At 71.3% G+C, this 19,177-nt stretch carries 18 protein-coding genes and 1 pseudogene; 7 read left to right on the forward strand and 12 right to left on the reverse strand.

Features of this window, described 5'->3' with window-relative positions:
- Positions 1-400: 400 nt before the first annotated feature.
- The 3 genes from Q5530_RS11585 (at position 401) to Q5530_RS11595 (ending at position 4,431) form a co-directional block, all read left to right on the forward strand.
- Positions 401-1,201: a hypothetical protein gene (locus Q5530_RS11585; protein ID WP_415362169.1), complete on the forward strand. Its 801-nt coding sequence runs from the start codon at positions 401-403 to the stop codon at positions 1,199-1,201.
- Positions 1,202-1,224: 23 nt separating this feature from the next.
- Positions 1,225-3,426, forward strand: coding sequence for an ATP-binding protein (locus Q5530_RS11590; RefSeq protein WP_415362170.1), 2,202 nt, complete (start codon positions 1,225-1,227; stop codon positions 3,424-3,426).
- Positions 3,427-3,625: 199 nt separating this feature from the next.
- Positions 3,626-4,431 (forward strand): IS5 family transposase gene (locus tag Q5530_RS11595; protein WP_415362536.1). Its coding sequence is split into 2 segments (ribosomal slippage): positions 3,626-3,962 and positions 3,962-4,431, totalling 807 coding nucleotides; the frame shifts between segments, so codons are not numbered across the junction.
- A gap of 199 nt (positions 4,432-4,630) precedes the next feature.
- Here the strand turns inward: Q5530_RS11595 and Q5530_RS11600 are convergent.
- The 4 genes and pseudogenes from Q5530_RS11600 to Q5530_RS11615 all read right to left on the reverse strand — a co-directional run bounded on the left by Q5530_RS11600 (position 4,631) and on the right by Q5530_RS11615 (position 7,578).
- Positions 4,631-5,119: a hypothetical protein gene (locus Q5530_RS11600; RefSeq protein ID WP_415362171.1), complete on the reverse strand. Its 489-nt coding sequence runs from the start codon at positions 5,117-5,119 to the stop codon at positions 4,631-4,633.
- 43 nt (positions 5,120-5,162) lie between these two features.
- A pseudogene (locus tag Q5530_RS11605) lies at positions 5,163-6,187 on the reverse strand (transposase).
- Positions 6,100-6,483: a leucine zipper domain-containing protein gene (locus Q5530_RS11610; RefSeq protein WP_415362172.1), complete on the reverse strand. Its 384-nt coding sequence runs from the start codon at positions 6,481-6,483 to the stop codon at positions 6,100-6,102. The pseudogene Q5530_RS11605 and the gene Q5530_RS11610 overlap by 88 nt, the downstream one beginning before the upstream one ends.
- Before the next feature lie 180 nt (positions 6,484-6,663).
- Positions 6,664-7,578 carry a LysR family transcriptional regulator gene (locus Q5530_RS11615; protein ID WP_415362173.1) on the reverse strand — a complete coding sequence of 305 codons (915 nt, stop codon included), beginning with the start codon at positions 7,576-7,578 and terminating at the stop codon, positions 6,664-6,666.
- A gap of 77 nt (positions 7,579-7,655) precedes the next feature.
- On the opposite strand from Q5530_RS11615, the gene Q5530_RS11620 reads away from it, so the two are divergent.
- On the forward strand, positions 7,656-8,363 hold the full coding sequence (locus Q5530_RS11620; protein WP_415362174.1) for a glutamine amidotransferase-related protein: 708 nt from the start codon (positions 7,656-7,658) through the stop codon (positions 8,361-8,363).
- A 33-nt stretch (positions 8,364-8,396) separates the two neighbouring features.
- Positions 8,397-9,374: a DMT family transporter gene (locus tag Q5530_RS11625; protein ID WP_415362175.1), complete on the forward strand. Its 978-nt coding sequence runs from the start codon at positions 8,397-8,399 to the stop codon at positions 9,372-9,374.
- Here Q5530_RS11625 and Q5530_RS11630 read toward each other — a convergent pair.
- The 6 genes from Q5530_RS11630 to Q5530_RS11655 form a co-directional block, all read right to left on the reverse strand.
- Complete coding sequence (locus Q5530_RS11630; protein ID WP_415362176.1) at positions 9,352-10,416, reverse strand: pyridoxal phosphate-dependent aminotransferase; 1,065 nt, start codon at positions 10,414-10,416, stop codon at positions 9,352-9,354. The genes Q5530_RS11625 and Q5530_RS11630 overlap by 23 nt on opposite strands.
- Entirely contained in the window at positions 10,413-11,237 is an 825-nt protein-coding gene (dapF, locus tag Q5530_RS11635; protein WP_415362177.1) for a diaminopimelate epimerase, read from the reverse strand. The genes Q5530_RS11630 and dapF overlap by 4 nt, the downstream gene beginning before the upstream one ends.
- A 7-nt stretch (positions 11,238-11,244) precedes the next feature.
- Positions 11,245-11,937, reverse strand: coding sequence for a 2OG-Fe dioxygenase family protein (locus Q5530_RS11640; protein WP_415362178.1), 693 nt, complete (start codon positions 11,935-11,937; stop codon positions 11,245-11,247).
- Between the two features lie 101 nt (positions 11,938-12,038).
- Positions 12,039-13,067 carry an iron-containing redox enzyme family protein gene (locus Q5530_RS11645; RefSeq protein WP_415362179.1) on the reverse strand — a complete coding sequence of 343 codons (1,029 nt, stop codon included), beginning with the start codon at positions 13,065-13,067 and terminating at the stop codon, positions 12,039-12,041.
- Between the two features lie 726 nt (positions 13,068-13,793).
- Complete coding sequence (locus Q5530_RS11650) at positions 13,794-14,159, reverse strand: STAS domain-containing protein (protein ID WP_415362180.1); 366 nt, start codon at positions 14,157-14,159, stop codon at positions 13,794-13,796.
- A 160-nt stretch (positions 14,160-14,319) separates the two neighbouring features.
- On the reverse strand, positions 14,320-14,691 hold the full coding sequence (locus Q5530_RS11655) for an STAS domain-containing protein (protein WP_415362181.1): 372 nt from the start codon (positions 14,689-14,691) through the stop codon (positions 14,320-14,322).
- Positions 14,692-15,154: 463 nt separating this feature from the next.
- On the opposite strand from Q5530_RS11655, the gene Q5530_RS11660 reads away from it, so the two are divergent.
- Positions 15,155-15,925 carry a GAF and ANTAR domain-containing protein gene (locus Q5530_RS11660; protein WP_415362182.1) on the forward strand — a complete coding sequence of 257 codons (771 nt, stop codon included), beginning with the start codon at positions 15,155-15,157 and terminating at the stop codon, positions 15,923-15,925.
- A 27-nt stretch (positions 15,926-15,952) separates the two neighbouring features.
- Here the strand turns inward: Q5530_RS11660 and Q5530_RS11665 are convergent, their stop codons facing one another.
- Entirely contained in the window at positions 15,953-17,392 is a 1,440-nt protein-coding gene (locus Q5530_RS11665; protein WP_415362183.1) for a PP2C family protein-serine/threonine phosphatase, read from the reverse strand.
- 5 nt (positions 17,393-17,397) lie between these two features.
- Complete coding sequence (locus Q5530_RS11670; protein ID WP_415362184.1) at positions 17,398-18,120, reverse strand: GAF and ANTAR domain-containing protein; 723 nt, start codon at positions 18,118-18,120, stop codon at positions 17,398-17,400.
- A 205-nt stretch (positions 18,121-18,325) separates the two neighbouring features.
- On the opposite strand from Q5530_RS11670, the gene Q5530_RS11675 reads away from it, so the two are divergent.
- Positions 18,326-19,060: an aspartate/glutamate racemase family protein gene (locus tag Q5530_RS11675; RefSeq protein WP_415362185.1), complete on the forward strand. Its 735-nt coding sequence runs from the start codon at positions 18,326-18,328 to the stop codon at positions 19,058-19,060.
- Positions 19,061-19,177 lie beyond the last annotated feature (117 nt).

A 19,177-nucleotide genomic window follows, 5' to 3' on the forward strand; every position in this document is an offset into this window, starting at 1 on the left:
GGAGGAAGTGGAGGACCCGGACCGCACACCAGTTGTCGACCCGTGGCTGCGTTACTACTGCCGATCCGAACCGATCGAGTTGCGGCGTACGCCCAGAGGAGTGACCGACGCGCGAGAAAGCCGACGTCGCTGCCATTCACGACACCGTCGGCGACCGGGCACACACCGATGCACACCGAGCGCATCCGGTGACCGACGATCACCGCCGAACAGCGGACCGGAGTGGTCGCATACCCGCCAATCGGGTGGACTCGTACAGCCTAATGAGCGGTTGATGCGTCAAGTAGCACGGAATTCACCCGCACCCGTCGGTAGAACGGAGGTTCATTCGGCGCACCACGCAGTTCTGCCCTGGGGGGTCGACATGGCGGGTACGAGTCGGCACGCGGTCCACTGCACGATGGTCCTGCTCGACGTGGAGGGTTCCAGCGCCCCCAACCGGACGTTGCCTCAGCAACTCGACACTCGCAGGGGCCTGTACGCGGTGGTTGGAGAGGCGTTGGCGGCGGCCGGAGTGCCTTGGGAAGCCTGCCACCACGAAGACCGCAGCGACGGCCTGCTCCTGCTGATCCCGCCAAAGTACCCGAGGGCGCCGCTGGTTGAGGCGCTGCCGGAAGCGTTGGCGCGGACGGTGCACAGGCACAACACCAACAGCACCGACGCCGCCAGGGCACGGCTGCGGCTGGCGGTGCACGTGGGTGAAGTGGCCTTCGACGAAGGCGGCGTCACCTCCACGTCACTGACCAGCGCGATCCGGATGGTTGGCGCGCCGCCACTGCAGCAGGCACTGGCAGATGGGCCCGGTGCGCTGGCAATAATCGTGTCCCAGGTGGTGTTCGACGAGGTCGTGCGACATTGCGCCACGTTGGACGCGGCGATGTTTCGGCCGGTCGAAGTGACAGTGGGGGAGATCCGGAACCTTGCTTGGATCGCCGTGCTGGATCGCCCCTACGGACCCGACTCAGCAGGTCTCGATCGTCGACCGGCGGATTCCGCGTCGTCCACCCCCGAGTGGGGTGGACGCGCCTCACCCCTGCCCGACACCGACGACGCAGTACCACCCGGCGCTTCTGGCCCGCGTGCCGTGTCCATCGTCGGCGGCGTACATGGAGCCGGGTCAGGCATCACGATCGGCGCCGCCACCGGCAACCACTTCACAGTCGGCGCACAACCGGCAGGAGAGTCGGAAAACCCCTGGTAGCCGACACGGACAACGGGCACACCGTGTCGGCGCACGAGCCCGACGTCGCACCACCCGCCGGCACGCAGACGGTCACATGGATCCACGGCGCCCTCACCGCCACCGACAACAGCACCTCCGTCGGAGTGATCCACGGCGGCCTGCACCTTCACCAGTCACCACCGCTACCGCGCATACCCGCCCCGCGGCAGCTCGGTCCCCGACCGACGGCGTTCGTCGGCCGCGTCGACCAACTCGCCGCACTCGACCGCGCTCTCATCACCGATCCTCACACCGGGGCCGGCGAATTACGAACCGGTGGCGCGGCGTTGATCTCATCCATCGGCGGCACCGGCGGCATCGGCAAGACCTGGCTCGCCCAAATATGGGCTCACGAGAACCTGCACCGCTTCCCCGACGGGCAACTCTCCACCGACCTGCGTGGCTTCAGCCCTGGCGAACCACGTGCGCCGATCGACGTGCTGGGCGACTTTCTCGACGCTCTCGGCATCGACCGCGATAACCAGCCCAACGAGCTTGAAGCCCGAATCGGACTCTACCGCACCCGTACCAACGGCAGACGCCTGCTCATCCTACTCGACAACGCCGCCCACGCCGATCAAGTCCTGCCGCTGCTGCCCGGCGGCAATACCTGCACCGTCTTGATCACCAGCCGCGACCGACTCCATAACCTCATCGCGCGCCACGGGGCACGTCCTGTTCACCTCGACACCCTCACCGACACCGAGGCTTGCACACTGCTCACGACCGCCCTCGATAACACCCCCACCACCCCCGAGACCGAACACTCGATCACCGAACTGATCGGCCTGTGTGGCAGGTTCCCCCTCGCCCTCGGCCTGATCGCCGCCCGAATTCGCACCGATCCTCATCTGCTGCACGACCTCGCCGCCGAACTACGTGAACTCGGCCTAGATGCCCTCGACTCAGGCGACTCGCACGCCAGTTTGCCTACCGTCCTGTCTTGGTCGTTGCGCTACCTCACCGAACAACAACGCGCCCTATTCGAATTGCTCGGCATCGCCCCCGGCCTCTACGCCTCACTGCCTGCTGTCGCCTCTCTCGCCGGACAAACCTCACGGGAAACTCGCATAATGTTGCGAGCTCTGACCGATGTCTCCCTGGTCACCCATCTTCCCGGCGACCATTACTCGATGCACGACCTAGTACGCAGCTACGCAGCTACACGCGCCAATAGTGTGCCCCGAACTGATCAGCTTGCGGCCCTGCGACGAATCATCGACTTCTATCTCCACACCGCATATACCGCAAGCCAAATCCTGGAGCCCAACAGTACGACAATTCAGCCAAACCCTCCCGCTCCCGGCATCCAACACTATCCGATGGTCGACCACCCCATGGCGATAACCTGGATGGACACCGAGCATTCTTGCCTTTTAGCTTCCCAGCGCACCGCCTTTACCCACCAGTGGAATGATATCGTGGTGCAGTTCGCCTGCACACTAAGCGGACTCCATTTCCGACGAGGTCATATACTCGACGACCACGCCTCATGGAAAGCAGCATTGAACGCCGCCGAGCGTTTGTCCAGCACTGATGCACTTATACTTGCCCACAGAGGATTCGGATTCGCCAACGCGCAGGTAGGTGAACACCACGAAGCCATCCGACATTTGAACGAGTCTCTCTTCATGGCTCGACAGCGGGACGATCGAGCCGAGCAAGCTCATAGCCAGCGCGTCCTCGCCTGGGTGTGGGCAATACAAGGCGACGGTCATCGAGCACTGGAACACTGCCGACTCGCGCTCGAGTTGTATCGCACCGTCAACCTGCCTACAAGGGAAGCAAATGCCCTTAATGACCTTGGCTGGTTCGCGGCCCGCTTGAGAGATTTCGACACCGCGCGCGCCAACTGCCTAGCCGCTCTCGCCATGCACCGACAGCACGGAAATGCCACCGGCGAGGCATCTACGCTAGACAGTTTGGGGTATATCGCATATAGCACTGGTAGCCATCACGAGGCCATCGAGCACTACAACGGCTCTATTGCACTTCTCGCAGCTCATAGCTTCAGCGCGCACCTCTCTGACATCCTCGACCGACTTGGCCATCCCCATTCCGCATTAGGTCAAAACAACCAGGCTCGTCGAGCATGGCGGCAAGCCTTGACGCTCTATCAACAGCAGGGCCGCACCGCCGATGCCGAACGCGTCCAAAAGCAGCTCGACGACCTCGGCACCACCATTGAGCCATTTTCATCGTGACATCTCAGTGCCCGTTTCCGAGCTTTGGCTAGTGGAGGGCCTTGGTGCGGAGACGAGGGAACGGCAGGTTCAGGCGGTGGAAGCATCCGCTTCGAGGAGTTCGGTGAACACCTCGCTGGGTTTCTCCAGTCGTGGATCTTAGAGCCGGTCTCACGTGGCGGTGACGGTGCTGGGATGATGTGGTGCCGTGGTCGATCAGTTGTCGTCGCGGTTGGTGCCGGACGAGTTATGGGCGCTGGTGCAGCCGCTGATTCCCAAGTTCAGACGGCGCCCGCAGGGTGGTGGGACGGCTCCGGTGGACGACCGGGCGGTGTTCACCGCGATCGTGTTCGTGCTGACCAGTGGATGTAGGTGGCGGGATCTGCCGCCGTCGTTCGGCGTGTCGGCGCCGACCGCGCATCGTCGGTTCACGCAGTGGACGCAGGCCGCGCTGTGGCGGCGACCGCACCAGGCGGTACTCGACGAACTCGGCGGCCGGGGATTGGTGGACTGGTCGCGGGCGATCCTGGACAGCGCGTCGGTCCGGGCGAAAAAGGGGGCGACATGACCGGGCCGAACCCGGTTGACCGTGGCAAGTCCGGCTCGAAGATCCATGTCGTGACCGACTGCACCGGGTTGCCGCTCGCGGTCGGCGTCTCGGCCGCGAACCTGCACGACAGCCAGGCGTTCCAGCCGATGCTCCGGGCGATCCCGCGCATCCGCTCCCGACGCGGTCCGCGCCGCTTCCGGCCCGCGAAGCTGCACGCGGACAAGGCCTACGACATCGACCACCTCCGCCGTTGGCTGCGCGACCGCGGCACGATCCCACGCATCGCCCGCAAAGGCATCGAGTCCTCACAACGACTCGGCCGCCACCGCTGGGTGGTCGAACGCACGATCTCCTGGTTGTTCGGCTACCGCAGGCTCGTCGTCCGCTACGAACGCAAGGCCGTCAACTACTGCTCCTTCGCCACTCTGGCCGCAGCGCTGACCTGCTTCAAGCAACTCGTCAAAGCAACCACGTGAGACCAGCACTTAGCTTATCTTTTAACCTGTTCGGCGGAGTTTGGCGCCTTTCTTGTGGTGGGTTGGTCGGGTGTGTGTCTGGCCGGTGGCCAGGACGAGTCCGACGTCGAAGCGCGGTGCGGTGACGCGGTTCTTCGAGCCGGATGGTCTCCCGGTCCGGGGCGGACCGGTTTCGGTGCAGCCGCTGGGCGGACGATTTTCATATGGAGGTTGCGGAACCCGCGCCGGACGCGGGCCGGGGTGAGCTTGGTGGGTTCGGTATGGCGTTCCCAGGGGTGGCGCAGGTCGGCGACCAACGGGCGGGCCAGGCGTAGTTGGGCGTGGGCGGCCAGGACCAGCCAGGTCCAGCGGTCGGCCGCCTGAGGGCTGCACAGCTTGGGCCTGGTCCAACCCAGGGTTGCTTGAGCAGGCGGAAGGTGTGCTCGACGTCGAAGCGGCGCAGGAACATCTGCCAGTAGCGGTCGACCTCGGCGGGGCCGGCGTCGGCGGCGGAGCACCACAGCCAGACCGGTTTGTTCACCCCGCCGGACGGCAGATGCTCCACCGTCAGGCGGATCATGGTGCCCTCGATGATCGGTAGCGGTCCATTGTGGTCGATCCAGGCGCTGCGGCGGGTCAGGCGTGGATGCAGGCGGTTCCAGGCTTGTGCGGTGGCGGTGCCGTAGAGGCGGGTGTTGGTGTGGGTCACCGCGTCCTCGGCGCCCTAGGTGGCCGGGTCGCCGAAGACGAACTCAGCCCCGTGCTTGGGAAAACGCCCGCCCAGGGGGGTTGTGGACTCGGGGTGGGGTTGGGCGGCGCAGCACCCGGTCTGACCGCATCCGTCCCAGCACCCGCACCGGCAGATCGGCCAACAGGTGCGCGATGTGGGGCGCGTCGTAGCCGGCGTCGAACACCACCAGGATCTCCGGGTCGCCCTGCTTCCACTGGCCCGCGACGATCAGTCGTTCGACCACTCCGCGCACCTGGGCGACGGTGACCGCGGCGAGGTCGGCGCCGGGCGTGAGGCGGATCGCGTCCAGCAGCGCGGTCCACGAGGTGCCGCCGGTCTCCAGCGCGGCCACGAACGAGTACGGCCATCCCGGGATCATGCGGTGCTCGCCCCTGCCACGGCCGTAGACGTGACAGAACGCGCGGTCCGGGCAGGTCGCGCGCCGTCCGGTCGCAACCACGGTGAGACATCGACCGCGAGCACCAAGCGGCCGTTGGCCGCCCGTGGTAACGGCGTCCCGGTCAGCGCGGTGCGCAACCGGTCGATCTCGATGCGGCCGTTGTTGACCGCGTCGTACAGGCCGCCGTGCCCACGCCGGTGCTCCGGCGCCAGCGACAACCCCACCAGGGTCCGCACCGATCCGTCGGCGCACAACACGGCGTCAGTCAACTCGAACAGCCCGTCCGCCCGACGGGTCAGACACCGGTGAAACTCCCGCCGGAACCCGGACAACGCCCCGAGTGACCGCTCGCGGTCGAGATGGTGCACACTGATCACGCAGCCGATACCCCGGCCGCGGACCTTCTCGCTGCGGCCGTGCACCCGCCAGCCACCACCGTCGGGCACCCGCCCGAGCTTCTTGACATCGACGTGCAGCAGGTCGCCGGGGTGGGGGCGTTCGTAGCGGATGCCGGTGTGGCGGCGGCGCACCGGCGCACCGGTGACCGCATCGGCGCAGGTCAGGGCGGGCTCCTCGCGGCGGCGCAGCACCCGCCCGATCGTGGAGGCGGGCAGCCCCAGCAGTCCGGCCAGGTGCACGGGACCCACCGCACCGCCCGCCGGACGGCGAGGACACGGTCCTCGACCTCGACCGGGGTGCGCCGGGGACTGCGGTGCGGACGCGAGGAGCGGTCGGCCAGGCCCGCCTCACCCTCACGGCGGTGCCGGGCCAGCCATTTGTGCACGGTGGCCCGGGAGATCCCGAGCTGCTCGGCGATGCACGCGGGCGACCACCCGGCCGCGCGGCGGGTCACGATCAACCTGCGGGCATGCAGCGTGGTTCGGGCGTTACTGTGCACGCGAGGACCTCCGTGTGCCGGAACGGGTGCGTCAGACACATCCACTCCGCCCGGAGGTCCTCTCCTACTTCAACCCGACACGCCGTCAACAACCTCATTAGTCACTACACCTAGACCACCGCCTCGGGCCCGGCGAACCAGCGGGTCCCCGCCGAAGTCGACGGGAATCCGCTCCACGACGGCCCGGCGTGGACACAGCCGACTCCCGGAACCCCGCGGGCCGGATCAGGTGTGCCGACGCGGGCCGGTCGGTGCGGACGGCACCTCCGGCGCCGCGACCAACGCGGCGACCAGCGCCGCGACCACGCCGTCCTCCTCACGTCGGTGCAGCACCTCGGACCGGTAGACCAGGTCGAGCCCGACCAGGGGCACGCCCACCAGGTCCGGCGTGATCGCCTCGGCGGGCAGGAGGGCCAGTCCCTCACCGGCCACCAGCAGCCGGCGCAGGGTGTCGAGGTCCACGCCCGTGCAACGGACGGCGACGCGCAGCGGCGGGAGGCCCGTGGTGGCGCACAGCTCGTCCAGGCTCCCCAGGGCCTCGGGCGCGTCGATCCAGCGCGCGTCGGCCAGGTCGGGCGGGGAGACGCCGGGCCGGCCCGCGATCGGGTGGTCCCGGGGCACCGCGACCAGGGCCGGGGACTCGGTCAGCGGCGTGGCCCGCAGGGAGCTGACGGCGGGCAGGCTCAGCGGGTCGGTGCGCACGGCCGGCGCCGCGACGACGCCCACGTCCACGTCGCCCACGGCGACCGCCTCGGCCACGGCGACGGGCGGCAGGACGCGCAGGGTCAGGTCGCGCACCCCCGCCCGTCGCGCCTGGCGGGCCACGACGGGCGCGACGGCGGACGCGGCGGGGGCGATGCCGACCGCCAGCCGCGAGGTCGGTTGGGCGGCGACGCGGGCCACGTCGGCGCGCGCGGCGTCCAGGCGCATGAGGATCGGGGCGGCGTGCTCCAGCAGCCGCTCGCCCGCTTCGGTGAGGACGACCGGGCGGCGCCCCAGCAGGGTGGTGCCCAGGTCCGACTCCAGGGCGACGACGTGCTGCGAGACCGCGGACTGCGTGTAGCCCAGTTCGCGAGCGGCGGCGGAGAACGACCTCAGCCTGGCGATCGTGCAGAACGTCCGCAGCAGCCGGGTGTCCACGGTCGATAAGCGTAGCTGATGCGGACATGCCCGATGATCGATTGACCTGCACTCGGCTCCGCGCCGATGATGGCGGCGTGGACGACGGGCCGTGGATCGCGCGGGTGGCGCTGGTGGGCGAGCGTTCCGCCGGCGTGCGCGCGCACTCCCGCTACGCGACCCTGTTCGACGCGCTGTGGCGACGGGCGGGCATCGCCGTCGACGCCTACTGGACGCCCACCACCGACGTGTCCGGGCTCGCCGCCTTCGACGGGGTGTGGCTGGTGCCCGGCAGCCCCTACCTCAGCCAGGACGGCGCGCTGGCCGCCGTGCGCGCGGCACGCGAGGGCGACCTGCCGTTCCTGGCGACCTGCGGCGGGTTCTCGCACGCCGTGCTGGAGTTCGCGCGCTCGGTGTGCGGGCTGGCGGGCGTCGCGCACGCGGAGAACGCGCCGGACGCGCGCGAGCACCTGATCGTGCCCTCCGCCAAGCCGCTGGCGGGTCACGAGCGCCGCATCCGGTTGCGGCCGGGGTCGCTGGCCGAGCGGGTGCTCGGCGCGGGCTCCACCACCGAGCGCCACCACAGCGGCCACGAACTCGACCCGGCCTACGCGCCCCTGCTGGAGGCCGGCGGGCTGCGGCTCACCGGCCACGACGACGACGGCGTGGCCCGCGTCGCCGAGCTGCCGGGGCACCGCTTCTTCCTCGCCACGGCGTTCCAGCCCGAACTGACCGCCGACCCGGTCGCACCGCACCCGATCGTGACCGCGTTCGCCGAAGCGGCCGTCGCCGCCGCGGCCGCCTGACCCCTGCCCGCTCCCCCTTCCCCGAGGACGCCCATGTCGACCGAACCGCGTGCGCAGACCCCGACGTGGCTGCCGTACTTCCTGCTCTGCTCGCTGATCTGGGGTTCGGGCTTCGCCCTGATCAAGATCGGCGTCGAGGCGGACATCGCGCCCGCCTGGGTGGCGTTCTGGCGCTGCTTCTTCGGCGCGGCCGTGCTGTGGCTGCTGGTGCTCGGGCGCCGGCTCGCCGTGCCGCGCAGCGCGAAGGTCTGGGGGCACGCGCTGGTCGTGGGCACCGTGCTCAACGCGCTGCCGTTCGTCCTGTTCGCCCTCGGTGAGCAGGACATCAGCTCGCTCCAGGCCGGCGTGTGGAACGCGATGATCCCGCTGTTCACCCTGCTGTGGGTGCTGGTCATGCTGCCCTCGGAGAAGCCGACCCCGCGCAGGCTGGCGGGCCTGGTCACCGGGTTCACCGGCGCGCTCGTGGTGCTCGGCGTGTGGGACGGCGTGGACTCCTCGATGCTGGCGGGCAGCATCGCCTGCCTGGTCGCGGTGGCCTCCTACGGCCTGGGCTACACCTACACCCGCAAGTACCTCTCCGACGTGGACTCGCCGGCGCTGACGCTGACCGCGATGCAGATCGGCCTGGCCACGGTGGAGCTGGCCCTGCTGGCACCGTTCAGCACCGGGTCGCCGAGCCTGCCGATCTGGCCGGGCGCCGGGCCGATGCTCGCCATGGTCGTGCTGGGCACGATCGGCACCGGCGTCGCCTACATGTGGAACCTGAACGTGATCCGCGCGGTCGGCTCGACCGTGGCGTCCACGGTGGCGTTCCTGACGCCGATGTGGGCGGCGCTGATCGGCGTGCTGTTCCTCGACGAGGTGCTGCACTGGAACACGGTCCTCGGCGCGCTGCTCATCATCAGCGGCGTGCTGCTGACCCGACCGCCCAAGCGGGAGCCGGCCGCCGCGGCGCCCCCGGTGGGCACCTCGGCGGCCGGCGGCGCGGTCAGGGGCGGAGCAGCGGAGTGATCCGGCGCAGGCCCTCGGCGACGGTGGCCGGGTCGCGGGCGAAGCCGAGGCGGAACCCGCGATCGCTGCCGAGGGTCTCCCCCGGCATCAGCAGCACCCCGGCGTCGAGGGCGCGCCGGCACAGCGCCAGCGACGGCTCGCCGGAGGTGGGCGACGCCCAGGCGAACGGCGTGCCCTCCGGCAGGACCACCCGGACCAGGTCGGTGTGCCGGCCCGCCCACCCGGCCACCACCGCCAGGCCCGGTCCGACGGCGGCCTCGTAGGCCGCGGCGAACTCCTCGTGCCGGTCCAGCACCCCGGCCGCCAACTCCTCGCACAGCACGGAGTTGGCGATGGAGGTGTAGTGCTTGTGCCGGGCGCACCCGGCCACCACGTCGGCCGGGCCGTGCAGCCAGCCGATCCGCAGGCCCGGCAGCCCGTACACCTTGGCCAGCCCGGACACCGACACCACGCGCGGGTGCCGCGTGGCCGCGGAACCCGCCAGGTCGATGCGGTACTCCTCGTCGAGCACCAGGTAGCCGTCGGTCTCCGCCAGCAGGTCGGCCAGGGCGGTGACCTGCTCGTCGGTCGCCCGCCTGCCGCCCGGGTTGCCCGGCGAGTCCAGGTAGACCAGCCGCAGGTCCGGGCCCGCGGCGGCGCGCACCGCGTCGAGGTCGACGCCCATGTCCTCGGTGCGGGCCACGGTCTCCACCCGGCACCCCCGGTGCACGGGCACGTCCACCGACGGCAGCCACCCCGGCAGGAACGTCACCACGCGGTCACCCGGCCGCAGCAGGGTCGTGAACAGCAGGTACAGCGCCTCGGCGGCGCCGTGGGTGACCAGCACGCGGTCCGGGTCGGCGCTCCCGCCGTAACGCGCCGCGACGGCCTCGCGCAGCCTGCGCGTGCCGGTGTCGGAGCCGTAGCCCAGGACCAGGCTCGCGGGCACGCCGAGGTCGGCGAGGTCGCGGGCCGGGACGTAGCTGTTGCCCAGGTCGATCTCGTAGCGGCCGGGGGTGTCCTCGAACGCCCACTGCCGCATCGGGTAGAGCGCCGCGGTCACCCGGCCTCCTCCAGCCTGCTCCTCAGCGCGGGCGACACGTCACCCGTGCACACCTGCTCGACCTCACCGCACAACCGCACCGCGCCGTCGTCGCCGATGGCGACCTCCACCACGCCGCCGGCCATCTCCACGCGCACCCGGCGACCCGTCAGCCCCCGGGCGTGCGCGGCGGACGCGGCGGCGCACGCGCCCGCGCCGGAGGCGGGGGTGTAGCCCGCGCCGCGCTCGTGGACCTCGATCCTGAGCGCGTCGAACCCGAGCACCGTCGTGAACTCGACGTTGACCCGGTCGGGGAAGCGCTCGTGCCCGGCGACGGCCTCGCCGAAAGCGCGGGCGAGCACGGCGTCCACCCCGTCGAGGAACAGCACCGCGTGCGGGTTGCCGTTGTCCACGACGCTGACGTCGAACCGCTCGCCCGCCGCGGTCAACTCCCCCGCGGGGTCGACGCGAGCGGGACCGAGGTCGACCTCGACGAGCCCCGCCGCCGCGTCGTGGACCTCCACCACGGACTCGCCGGCGGGCGTGAGCACCACGACGCGGTCCACGCCGGCGTGCCGCCGGGCCAGGTGCAGGCCGACCATCCGGACACCGTTGGCGCTGCGCGCGCACGCGCTGCCGTCGGCGTTCACCGCGTGCAGCGCCACGGGCCTGCCGACGTCGACCGGCCCGTGCGGCAGGCGCAGCACCCCGTCCGCCCCGACCCCGAACCGCCGGTCGCACAGCAGCCTCACGGCCGCGGGTGTGACCGGCAGGTCGGTCTCGGCGGGGTCGATCACCAGGTAGTCGTTGCCCAGCGCCTGGTACTTGGCGAAGTCGGCCACCGGGGAACTACATCGCGTCCGCGGTGAGGGCCGCCTTGTCGTGGTCCTCGCCGTACCACTTCTCCTTCCACCGCGAGAACGCCACGATGACGATGTCGCGGTGGCCGGGGCCGCCGTCGGCGGAGGTGACGTCGGTGACGTCGTGCTGCAACGCGCGGTCGTCGAGCAGGACGGCCTGACCGGCCTCCAGCGTGCCGTCCCAGAACGGGGCGTCGGCGCCCGGCCGCCACAGCCGGGTCTTGCCGCCGCCCACGTTGTTGCGCCGCAGGATCGCGATCATGACGAACTCGTGGCCGTCGTGGTGCACGCCCTCGGGGGTCAGCGGACCCACCCGGTCACCCTCGGCACGGGTGCGGTTCTGGTGGACGTTGATCTGCCAGTCCTCGCTCTTGTCGAGGCCGAGGCCCTCCATGCCCGCGCGGATCAGCGGGGTGAAGTCGGCCTCGATGGGCAGGTACTTGCGCTTGATGCCGCCCCCGACCGGGTTGAACTTGGTGAACGCCGTGTAGTCGCGGTGCTCCAGCAACCCGAACTGCCAGCCCTGCTCCTCGTCGTGGTGCAGCCGGTACTGGCTGAACCGCTTGAAGCGGGTGCCGTTGCCCATGTACTCGTCGACGGGGCAGCGGTCGTAGCTGTCCAGGATCTCCTGGGGGATCTCCGGCAGGTCGACGATCGCGAACCGCTGGTCGTTCAGGGACATGTCAGGTCCTTCCGTGCTCGACGGCGGGGTGGTGGGGGTGTGCCGGTGGCCGGCGGTGTGCCGGGGTCAGGTGCTCGAGGTGATCAGGTGCACGCGGTGGTTCAGGTGCCCGCGGTGATCAGGTCGGCGACCTCGGCCAGGCGCTCGTCGAGGTAGCGGGCCGAGGAGTTCAGCCGCCAGAGGGTGCCGCGGGCGATGCCGCGCCGCATGTAGGCCGAGTCCGCGGACGGGGACACGATGTTGTGGAACCAGCCCGCCGCGTGCTGCGAGTCGACGGTGATGTGCAGGCGGTGGTAGACGATGCCCACCTCGGGGAGCCCGAGCCTCTCCCACGCGCCGACGACCTGCACGAAGCGGTCCGGCACCAGCCACTCGGTCATGCCCAGGAACCCGACGGCCTCGGGGTAGAAGCGGCGGTAGCGGCACAGCAGCACGGCGAGGTTGCCCGACAGCAGGGCGGTCGCGGTGAGCGAGTCCTCCAGCTCCTGCGGGGTGATGTCGAAGACGTCGTAGAGCTGGTTGAACAGGGTCGTGTGGACCTCGGCGGGCTTGCCGTTGCCCATCTCGTCCCAGAAGTTGTTGGCGATCTCCATCTTCGCCGGCCCCGCGGTGCCCACCTGCATGAGCGCCAGCAGGTCGTCGAACCGCCCGTCGACCACGGACTCCTGGATGACGTACTTGCGCAGGTGCGCCGCGGTGGCGTGGTTGCGGATGAACTTCATGTAGTACGGGTGCTTGAACACCCGGTGCCCGCGCGCGCTCTGCTTGAGCCAGGACAGGTACTCCGCGGGCGTGGTCGGCGCCGCGTCGACCACCGCCCAGTCGACCGCGGCGTCCTCCGCGGCGATGGTCGCCCGCTCCAGGGCGGTGAGGATCCCGTTGATCACCACCGACCCCTCCGCGGTCGGCTCGTCGGGGATCTTCATGAACAGGTCGTAGATGCGCGCCAGCAGCAACTGCTGGAGGCGGAACGCCTCCTGGTCACCCGTCGCGGCGGCCGCGTTGAGCGCGTCCACGTCGAGCGAGACCCGGTGCGCCTCCTCCCCGATGACCCGGGCATCCAGCTCCTCTGCGGGCAGCCGAAGCCACGACGTTATTTCCTCGACGAGCGCAACCCCATTACGCAGCACCGGCTCCACCTTGCCCAGATTGGTCTTCCCACGACATGTTCGATGCAATCGAAGAGAGTTCAACCGCGCGGCGGAGTGCTTTTTGACCAATAGGGCCCACGGTTGGCGACAATGATTACCCAGAGCCGGAGGCACCCAACATCCACCATTCGGCCGCATTGTCCGCACAGATGCGGTCCGGCCGCCGAAAACCCACCCCCGCAGGTCCCGTCCGCGCAGGTCAACCGGGCGACCGGCGCGGACGGCCCACCCAGGAGCGCTGCCACGACCAGGACCGATGGCCGTCGGGCCCGCCTCGGCGACAACTGAATCGGTGAGGAAACGAACGGCCTGACCGGAAAATTCCAAGTTATCGGTCAACGGTGCCGCAGGCCGAAGTTCGGAGGTCCGCACACGACCCCGGATGCTTCGCCTCCGGCACTGGCCCCCCGAGGAGGAACTGCTACCCTCGACCGGCGCCGGCACAGACGACAGTGCGCCGCAGCGCTTTCGGCTCGTCTTTCACCGATCCCGGCCGGTGGTGCGCACCCCGGTTGATCGTGGGAGCAGAACAGAGCCGCCGGACGCGTTCAACTGCGCTGAACCGCGTCCGGCGGCTCCCGACATCCTCATTTCACCCGCGGTGACCCAGCTTCCGCAGGCAGGAGCCTCCACCAGGCTTCACCTTCCCCCGCGTCGCATCCCCACCGCGCCGACCACGGACCACGGCGGCGCGGCGGCCGGGGCTCAGGTCGTGACCAGCCGCACCGCGGCGACCGCGTGCTCCAGCGTGGCGTGCAGCGGCAGCGCCGCGTCCACCTGGCTCATCCGCAGGGGCCGCAGCACGCAGCGGTTGTCCGCGATGACGGCGAAGGGGACGTGCAACCTGCTCGCGTGGTGGTGGGCGTTGATCAGCACGGCGATGCCGGCCGAGCCCATGAAGTCCACCTCGCGCAGGTCCAGCAGGACTGCGGCCGGGCGGCGCTCGACCACGGCGTCGAGTTCGGCCGCGACCGCCCGGTGCGACACCGCGTCCAGGGCGCCGACCACCCGGATCAGCGGGATGCCACCATCGATCTCGGTGGTGTGCGTACCGGGAGCGTGCTCGTTCATGGGGCTCTCCTCTTCGTCGGAGGCCACGGGGCCGCATCGTTCGAGCACGCTGTTTGACCCGAAGCGGTTTCTGCGCAGCTTTCGGCGTTCGCCCAGTGGTCCGTCAACGGTACGTGCGGCCGGGAGGACTACCCCCGGACGAATTTTCCAAACCCCCGGTTCACGCCACCGCGCGGACCAGGTCGACCGCTTCCCGCAGCGTCCGGCGCACCCGCAGCACCTCGACCAGGTCGGTCACCTGGAGGGTCCGCAGCGCCGGCCGCCGGCTCACCGCGACGGCGAACCCGACGCCCAGCCGCGCCGCCCGCTGGTGGGCCCGCAGCAGCGCCGTGATCCCCAGCGAGCCGAAGAACTCGACGCCGTCCAGGTCGACCACCAGGGCGGCCGGCCGCCGGTCCAGCCGGGCGGACAGCTCCGTGTCGATGACCTCGACGCTGCCGTGGTCCACGTCCCCGATCACGGTGGTGACCAGCACCCCGTCGTGCTCCGCGTGGGCTATGGCGAACGCCCCGATCTCCAAGGTCCGGTCCACGGTTCCGCACTCCTCGCCACGAGACGGGGGGAACGGTCCATCCGGGCGCGCTGTTCGGCCCGGGACAATCGCTCCACCGAATGCCTGCATTCGTCAGGGACACCTCGACGTTACGGCGCGTCACGGTGAAACATCAACCTGAAACGGGGAACACAGCGGGGATGTTCACCTGTCGGGATGACAGGAGCGCCTGTCGAACGCGGGTGAACCACCCGGACGGGGAAGGGCCCGCCGGGAATCGCCGGCCCCGTCCGGCGGCCCGGCGCCGGGACACCACGGCGCGACGGGCGGCACCCCTCCTGGACGAGACCGCGATCCTGTCGGCGCGGGGTTGGTTCCGCCACCCGGTCCCCGGCACCGGCGGGCGCGGCTCCCGGGCTCGATCACGACACGCGCGACCCGGTAGGGCACGATGGGCGGCCAAGCGGAACACGACCGCGGACAACCGGCGGAGGGTGGGCTCATGGTCGACAGCACGGCCGGGAAGACCGGGCGGGAGGACGACGGCGTGGGGATCGCGCTGGACGAGGCCGACCGGGGCGACGAGCTGGCCGTGCGGCTGAACGAGGTCGCCCGCACGCTGCACCACCAGGGCAACGAGCAGGAGACGCTGGACGAGATCGTGCGCGCGGCGGTGGGCACCATCCCCGGCGCCCGGCACGCCGGGATCATGACCATCGTGGACAAGCGCGACGTCCGGACGGTGGCGGTGACCGGCGACGTGCCCGGTGGCGTGGACCAGGTCCAGTACGACACCGGCCAGGGCCCCTGCCTGGACACGCTCTACCGGCACAAGATCGTCAACGTGCCCGACCTGGGCGCGGACAACCCCTGGCCCGTGTTCGCCGAGCGGACGCTGGCGCTGGGCGTGGCGTCCATGCTGTCGTTCCGGCTGTTCGTCCAGGACGACGACCTGGGCGCGCTCAACATGTACGCCCCCGAGCCGCACGCGTTCGGCGAGGAGTCCGAGCACGTGGGGCTGCTGTTCGCCGGTCACGCCGCAGTGGCCTTGGCCTCCGCCCAGAAGCGGGACCACCTGACCGAGGCGGTGCACACCCGCGACCTGATCGGGCAGGCCAAGGGCATCCTGATGGAGCGCCACAAGCTCACCGCCGACCAGGCGTTCACCCTGCTCGTGCGCGCCAGCCAACGCGCCAACACCAAGCTGCGCGACCTCGCCGAGCAGCTCACCCGGACCGGCGAGATGCCGACCGGGCCCCGCCGCCGCACCTGAACCGGACCCGGGCGCGACCGGCCGTCCTCACGGGAGCAGCGCGCGCGGATCTGTCCAGCGGGCGAGCAGCACGGCGGCGGCCTCCCGGGGGCCGCCGTCGCGCCGGGGGCGCAGGGCGCGCAGGAGCTGCCGGGCGGTTTCGGGCGGCGGGTGGCCCTCGGCCGCCTCGCGGCGCAGGAACTCGGCGAGCCGCGCGTGGGCCGAGGGGTCGCCGAGGACGTCGGTGATGCCGTCGGTGTGCAGGACCAGCCAGTCGTCCGGCGCCAGGGCCTCCCGCGCGGGGGTCGGTTCGCCCAGGCCCGAGCCGAGCGGCGGCGCCTGCCCGGCGGTGAGGGGCTCGACCCCGCCGCTCGACCGCACGATCACCGGCCGGGGGTGACCGGCGTTGAGGTAGCACAGCCGCCCGGTGGCCAGGTCGACCTCGACGAGGGTCGCGGTGGCCGACGCGCCGGGGCCGAACTGCCCCCTGATCGCCTCGTCGATGGCGCGGGCCTGCCCGATCAGGTCCAGGCCCGCGTGGCGGGCGCTGCGGTGGGCGGCCACCGCGGTGGCGGTGATCAGGCCGGCGCGCAGGTCGTGCCCGTCGGCGTCCAGCACGACCAGGGTGGCGGTGGTCTCCGAGAGCGCGTAGTCGAAGGTGTCGCCGCTGACGCGCTCGCCGGGTTCGACGGCGCCGGTGAGCACGAAGCCGTCCACCCCGGCGGTCAGCGGCGGCAGCAGCGACCAGGTCAGCTCGCCGGGCACCGTGCGCGGCGCGGGCAGCCGGATCAGGTCCGCGGCGTCTCCGTACCGGGTGAGCAGGGTGACCAGGTGCCCGAGCAGCATGGACAGCCACCGGCACTGGGTGCGCAGGCCGGGGTCCCGCAGGGTGAGCGGGTCGTCGACCTCGACGTCCAGCACGCCCAGCCGTTCCACGCCGTCCAGCAGCGGCACCCACAGCCGGGGGTGCTCGGGCACCGGCACGACCCGCACCTGCCGGAACGCGAGCCCGGCCGGGGTCGTGTCCAGGCCCAGGGGCTCCCGGCCGTCCTGGACGGCGGGCCACGGGTGCAGCAGGCGCTGCTGGTGGTCGGCCAGGTAGGGGGTGATCCGCACGCCCAGCGACCGCCCGGCGGCGTCGATGAGCAGGGGCAGCCGGTCGGGCGGGGCCAGCTCCGCGCCTTCGAGCAGCTTCACCAGCGCGTCCAGCGACCGCTCGCGGGGCTCGTTCGGGCCGATCGGCCAGCTGTAGTCGGCGCGGTCGGGCGGGGCCAGCTCGTCCAGGCGCTCGTTGACCGCGTGGGCGAGGACGTCCCGCTGGAGCGGGGGCAGCCCGCCGAGGCCGTGCACGTAGGCGTCGACCTCGATCAGCCCCAGGTCGCCGCCCAGGGCGAAGTAGCGCAGCCACAGCTCGTCGACGGTCAGGCCCGCGTGGCGCAGGGCGGCGGCGGTGCTGCGCTGCTGCCGGTCGGCCCGGTGGTCGGTCATGGCGGTCAGCGCCGGTCGTGGGTCGTGGAGCGCACCAGCCGCTCGGCCGCCTGCCGGAGCGTGGTGCGGTCCCGCCGGGCCTCGTCGGCCAGGACCAGGAACGCCGCCTGCTCGTCCACGCCGTCGCGGGCCATGACGATCCCCTTGCCCAGCGCGATCACGTCCCGTTCCCGCAGGACCTCCTTGAGCCGGTCGCTGACGCGCCGCGCGTCCTCGGCGGTGCGCACGTTGGCCAGCATGACCGCGCACTGCGTGGCGAACATCGTCAGCAGGCGCTCCTCGCGTTCGCCGTAGGCGCCGGGGACGGACGCGTAGACCTTCATCGCGCCCAACCCCTCCGAGCCCGCGACCATCGGCGCGCTGAGCACGGACCGCACCCCCACCCCGGCCGCAGCGCGCCCCCACTCCGGCCACCGGTCGTCCCGCAGCACGTCGTCCACGCGGACCACGGCGCGCCGGTCCCACGCCGCCAGGCAGGGCCCCTGCCCCAGCTCGTACTGGAGGGCGTCGGCCACCTCCACCCGGGGGTCGGTCGCCGCGGCCGAGACGCGGTCGCCGGTCGGGCCCAGCAGCGTGAGGCCGGCCCCGTCCGAGGCGGGGAAGGTCTCCCGGGCCAGCGAGGTGAGCAGCTCCAGCGCGGTGTTCACCGTGTCGGTGGTCAGCAGCAGACCGGAGACGCGCACGAACACCGCGGCCAGCTCATCGGCCGGTGATCGTCCCGATGTCATCGCACACCCCCAGTCCGGTCTCCGCGCACCGCTACTACCCGGTACGGCGCAGGTCAAACCCCGGCGGTCCCGGCGGGCCGCCCCCGCCCGGCCCGCCGACGCCCGCGGGCGGGCGCCCGGGAAGTCCACTGTGGAGGCTGCGCGGACCGTTCGGCGGCCCGAAAACCGGGATGAACGCGACGAATCTTCGACTACAGTCCGGCGCATGTCCCCTGAACCCGCACCCGAGCAGCGGGTGATCGGCCTGCTCGGCGGCATGAGCTGGCAGTCGACCGCCGAGTACTACCGGTTGGTCAACGAGCTGGTGGCCGAACGCCTGGGCGGCCTGCACTCGGCCCGCTGCGTGCTGTACTCGGTCGACTTCGCCCCCGTCGCCGAGGCGCAGGCCGCGCAGCGGTGGGACGAGGCCCTGCCGCCGCTGGTCGAGGCGTCGGACGCGCTGGTGCGGGCCGGCGCCGACGTGGTGGTGCTGTGCACGAACACGATGCACCTGCTCGCGCCCCGGTTGGCGGAGCGGCTGCCGGTGCCGCTGCTGCACATCGGCGAGGTGACCGCCCGGGCCGTGCTCGCCGCCGGGGTGCGCCGCGTCGGGCTGCTCGGCACCGCGTTCACCATGGAGAAGTCCTTCTACCGCGAGCTGCTCGCGGACCACGGCGTGGAGACGATCACGCCCGAGGCGCGCGACCGCGAGGCGGTGCACCGGATCATCTACGAGGAGCTGTGCCGGGGCGTGTTCACCGAGGACTCGCGGCGCGAGTACCTGGCGGTGGTCGACCGGCTGGTGGCGCGCGGCGCGCAGGGCGTGGTCTACGGGTGCACCGAGATCGAGCTGCTGCTCGACGGGTCGGCGGCGCCGGTGCCGGTGTTCCCGACCACCCGGTTGCACGCCGAGGCGGCGGTGCGGTTCGCCCTCGGGTCGCGGACCGCCTCCACGGCGTAGGGGTTCCTGGTCGGGTGGTGCCGTCAGGGCGGCCCGGGAGGAGTGGTCGCCCTGACGGCGGAGGTGTCCACGGCGCCGGGTGTTCGGTCTGCGCCGGTTCCGCGGACGGGCTGGTGG

Origin of the sequence: Saccharothrix sp. BKS2 (assembly GCF_047689505.1) — a bacterium.
Taxonomy (GTDB): domain Bacteria; phylum Actinomycetota; class Actinomycetes; order Mycobacteriales; family Pseudonocardiaceae; genus Actinosynnema; species Actinosynnema lopnurensis.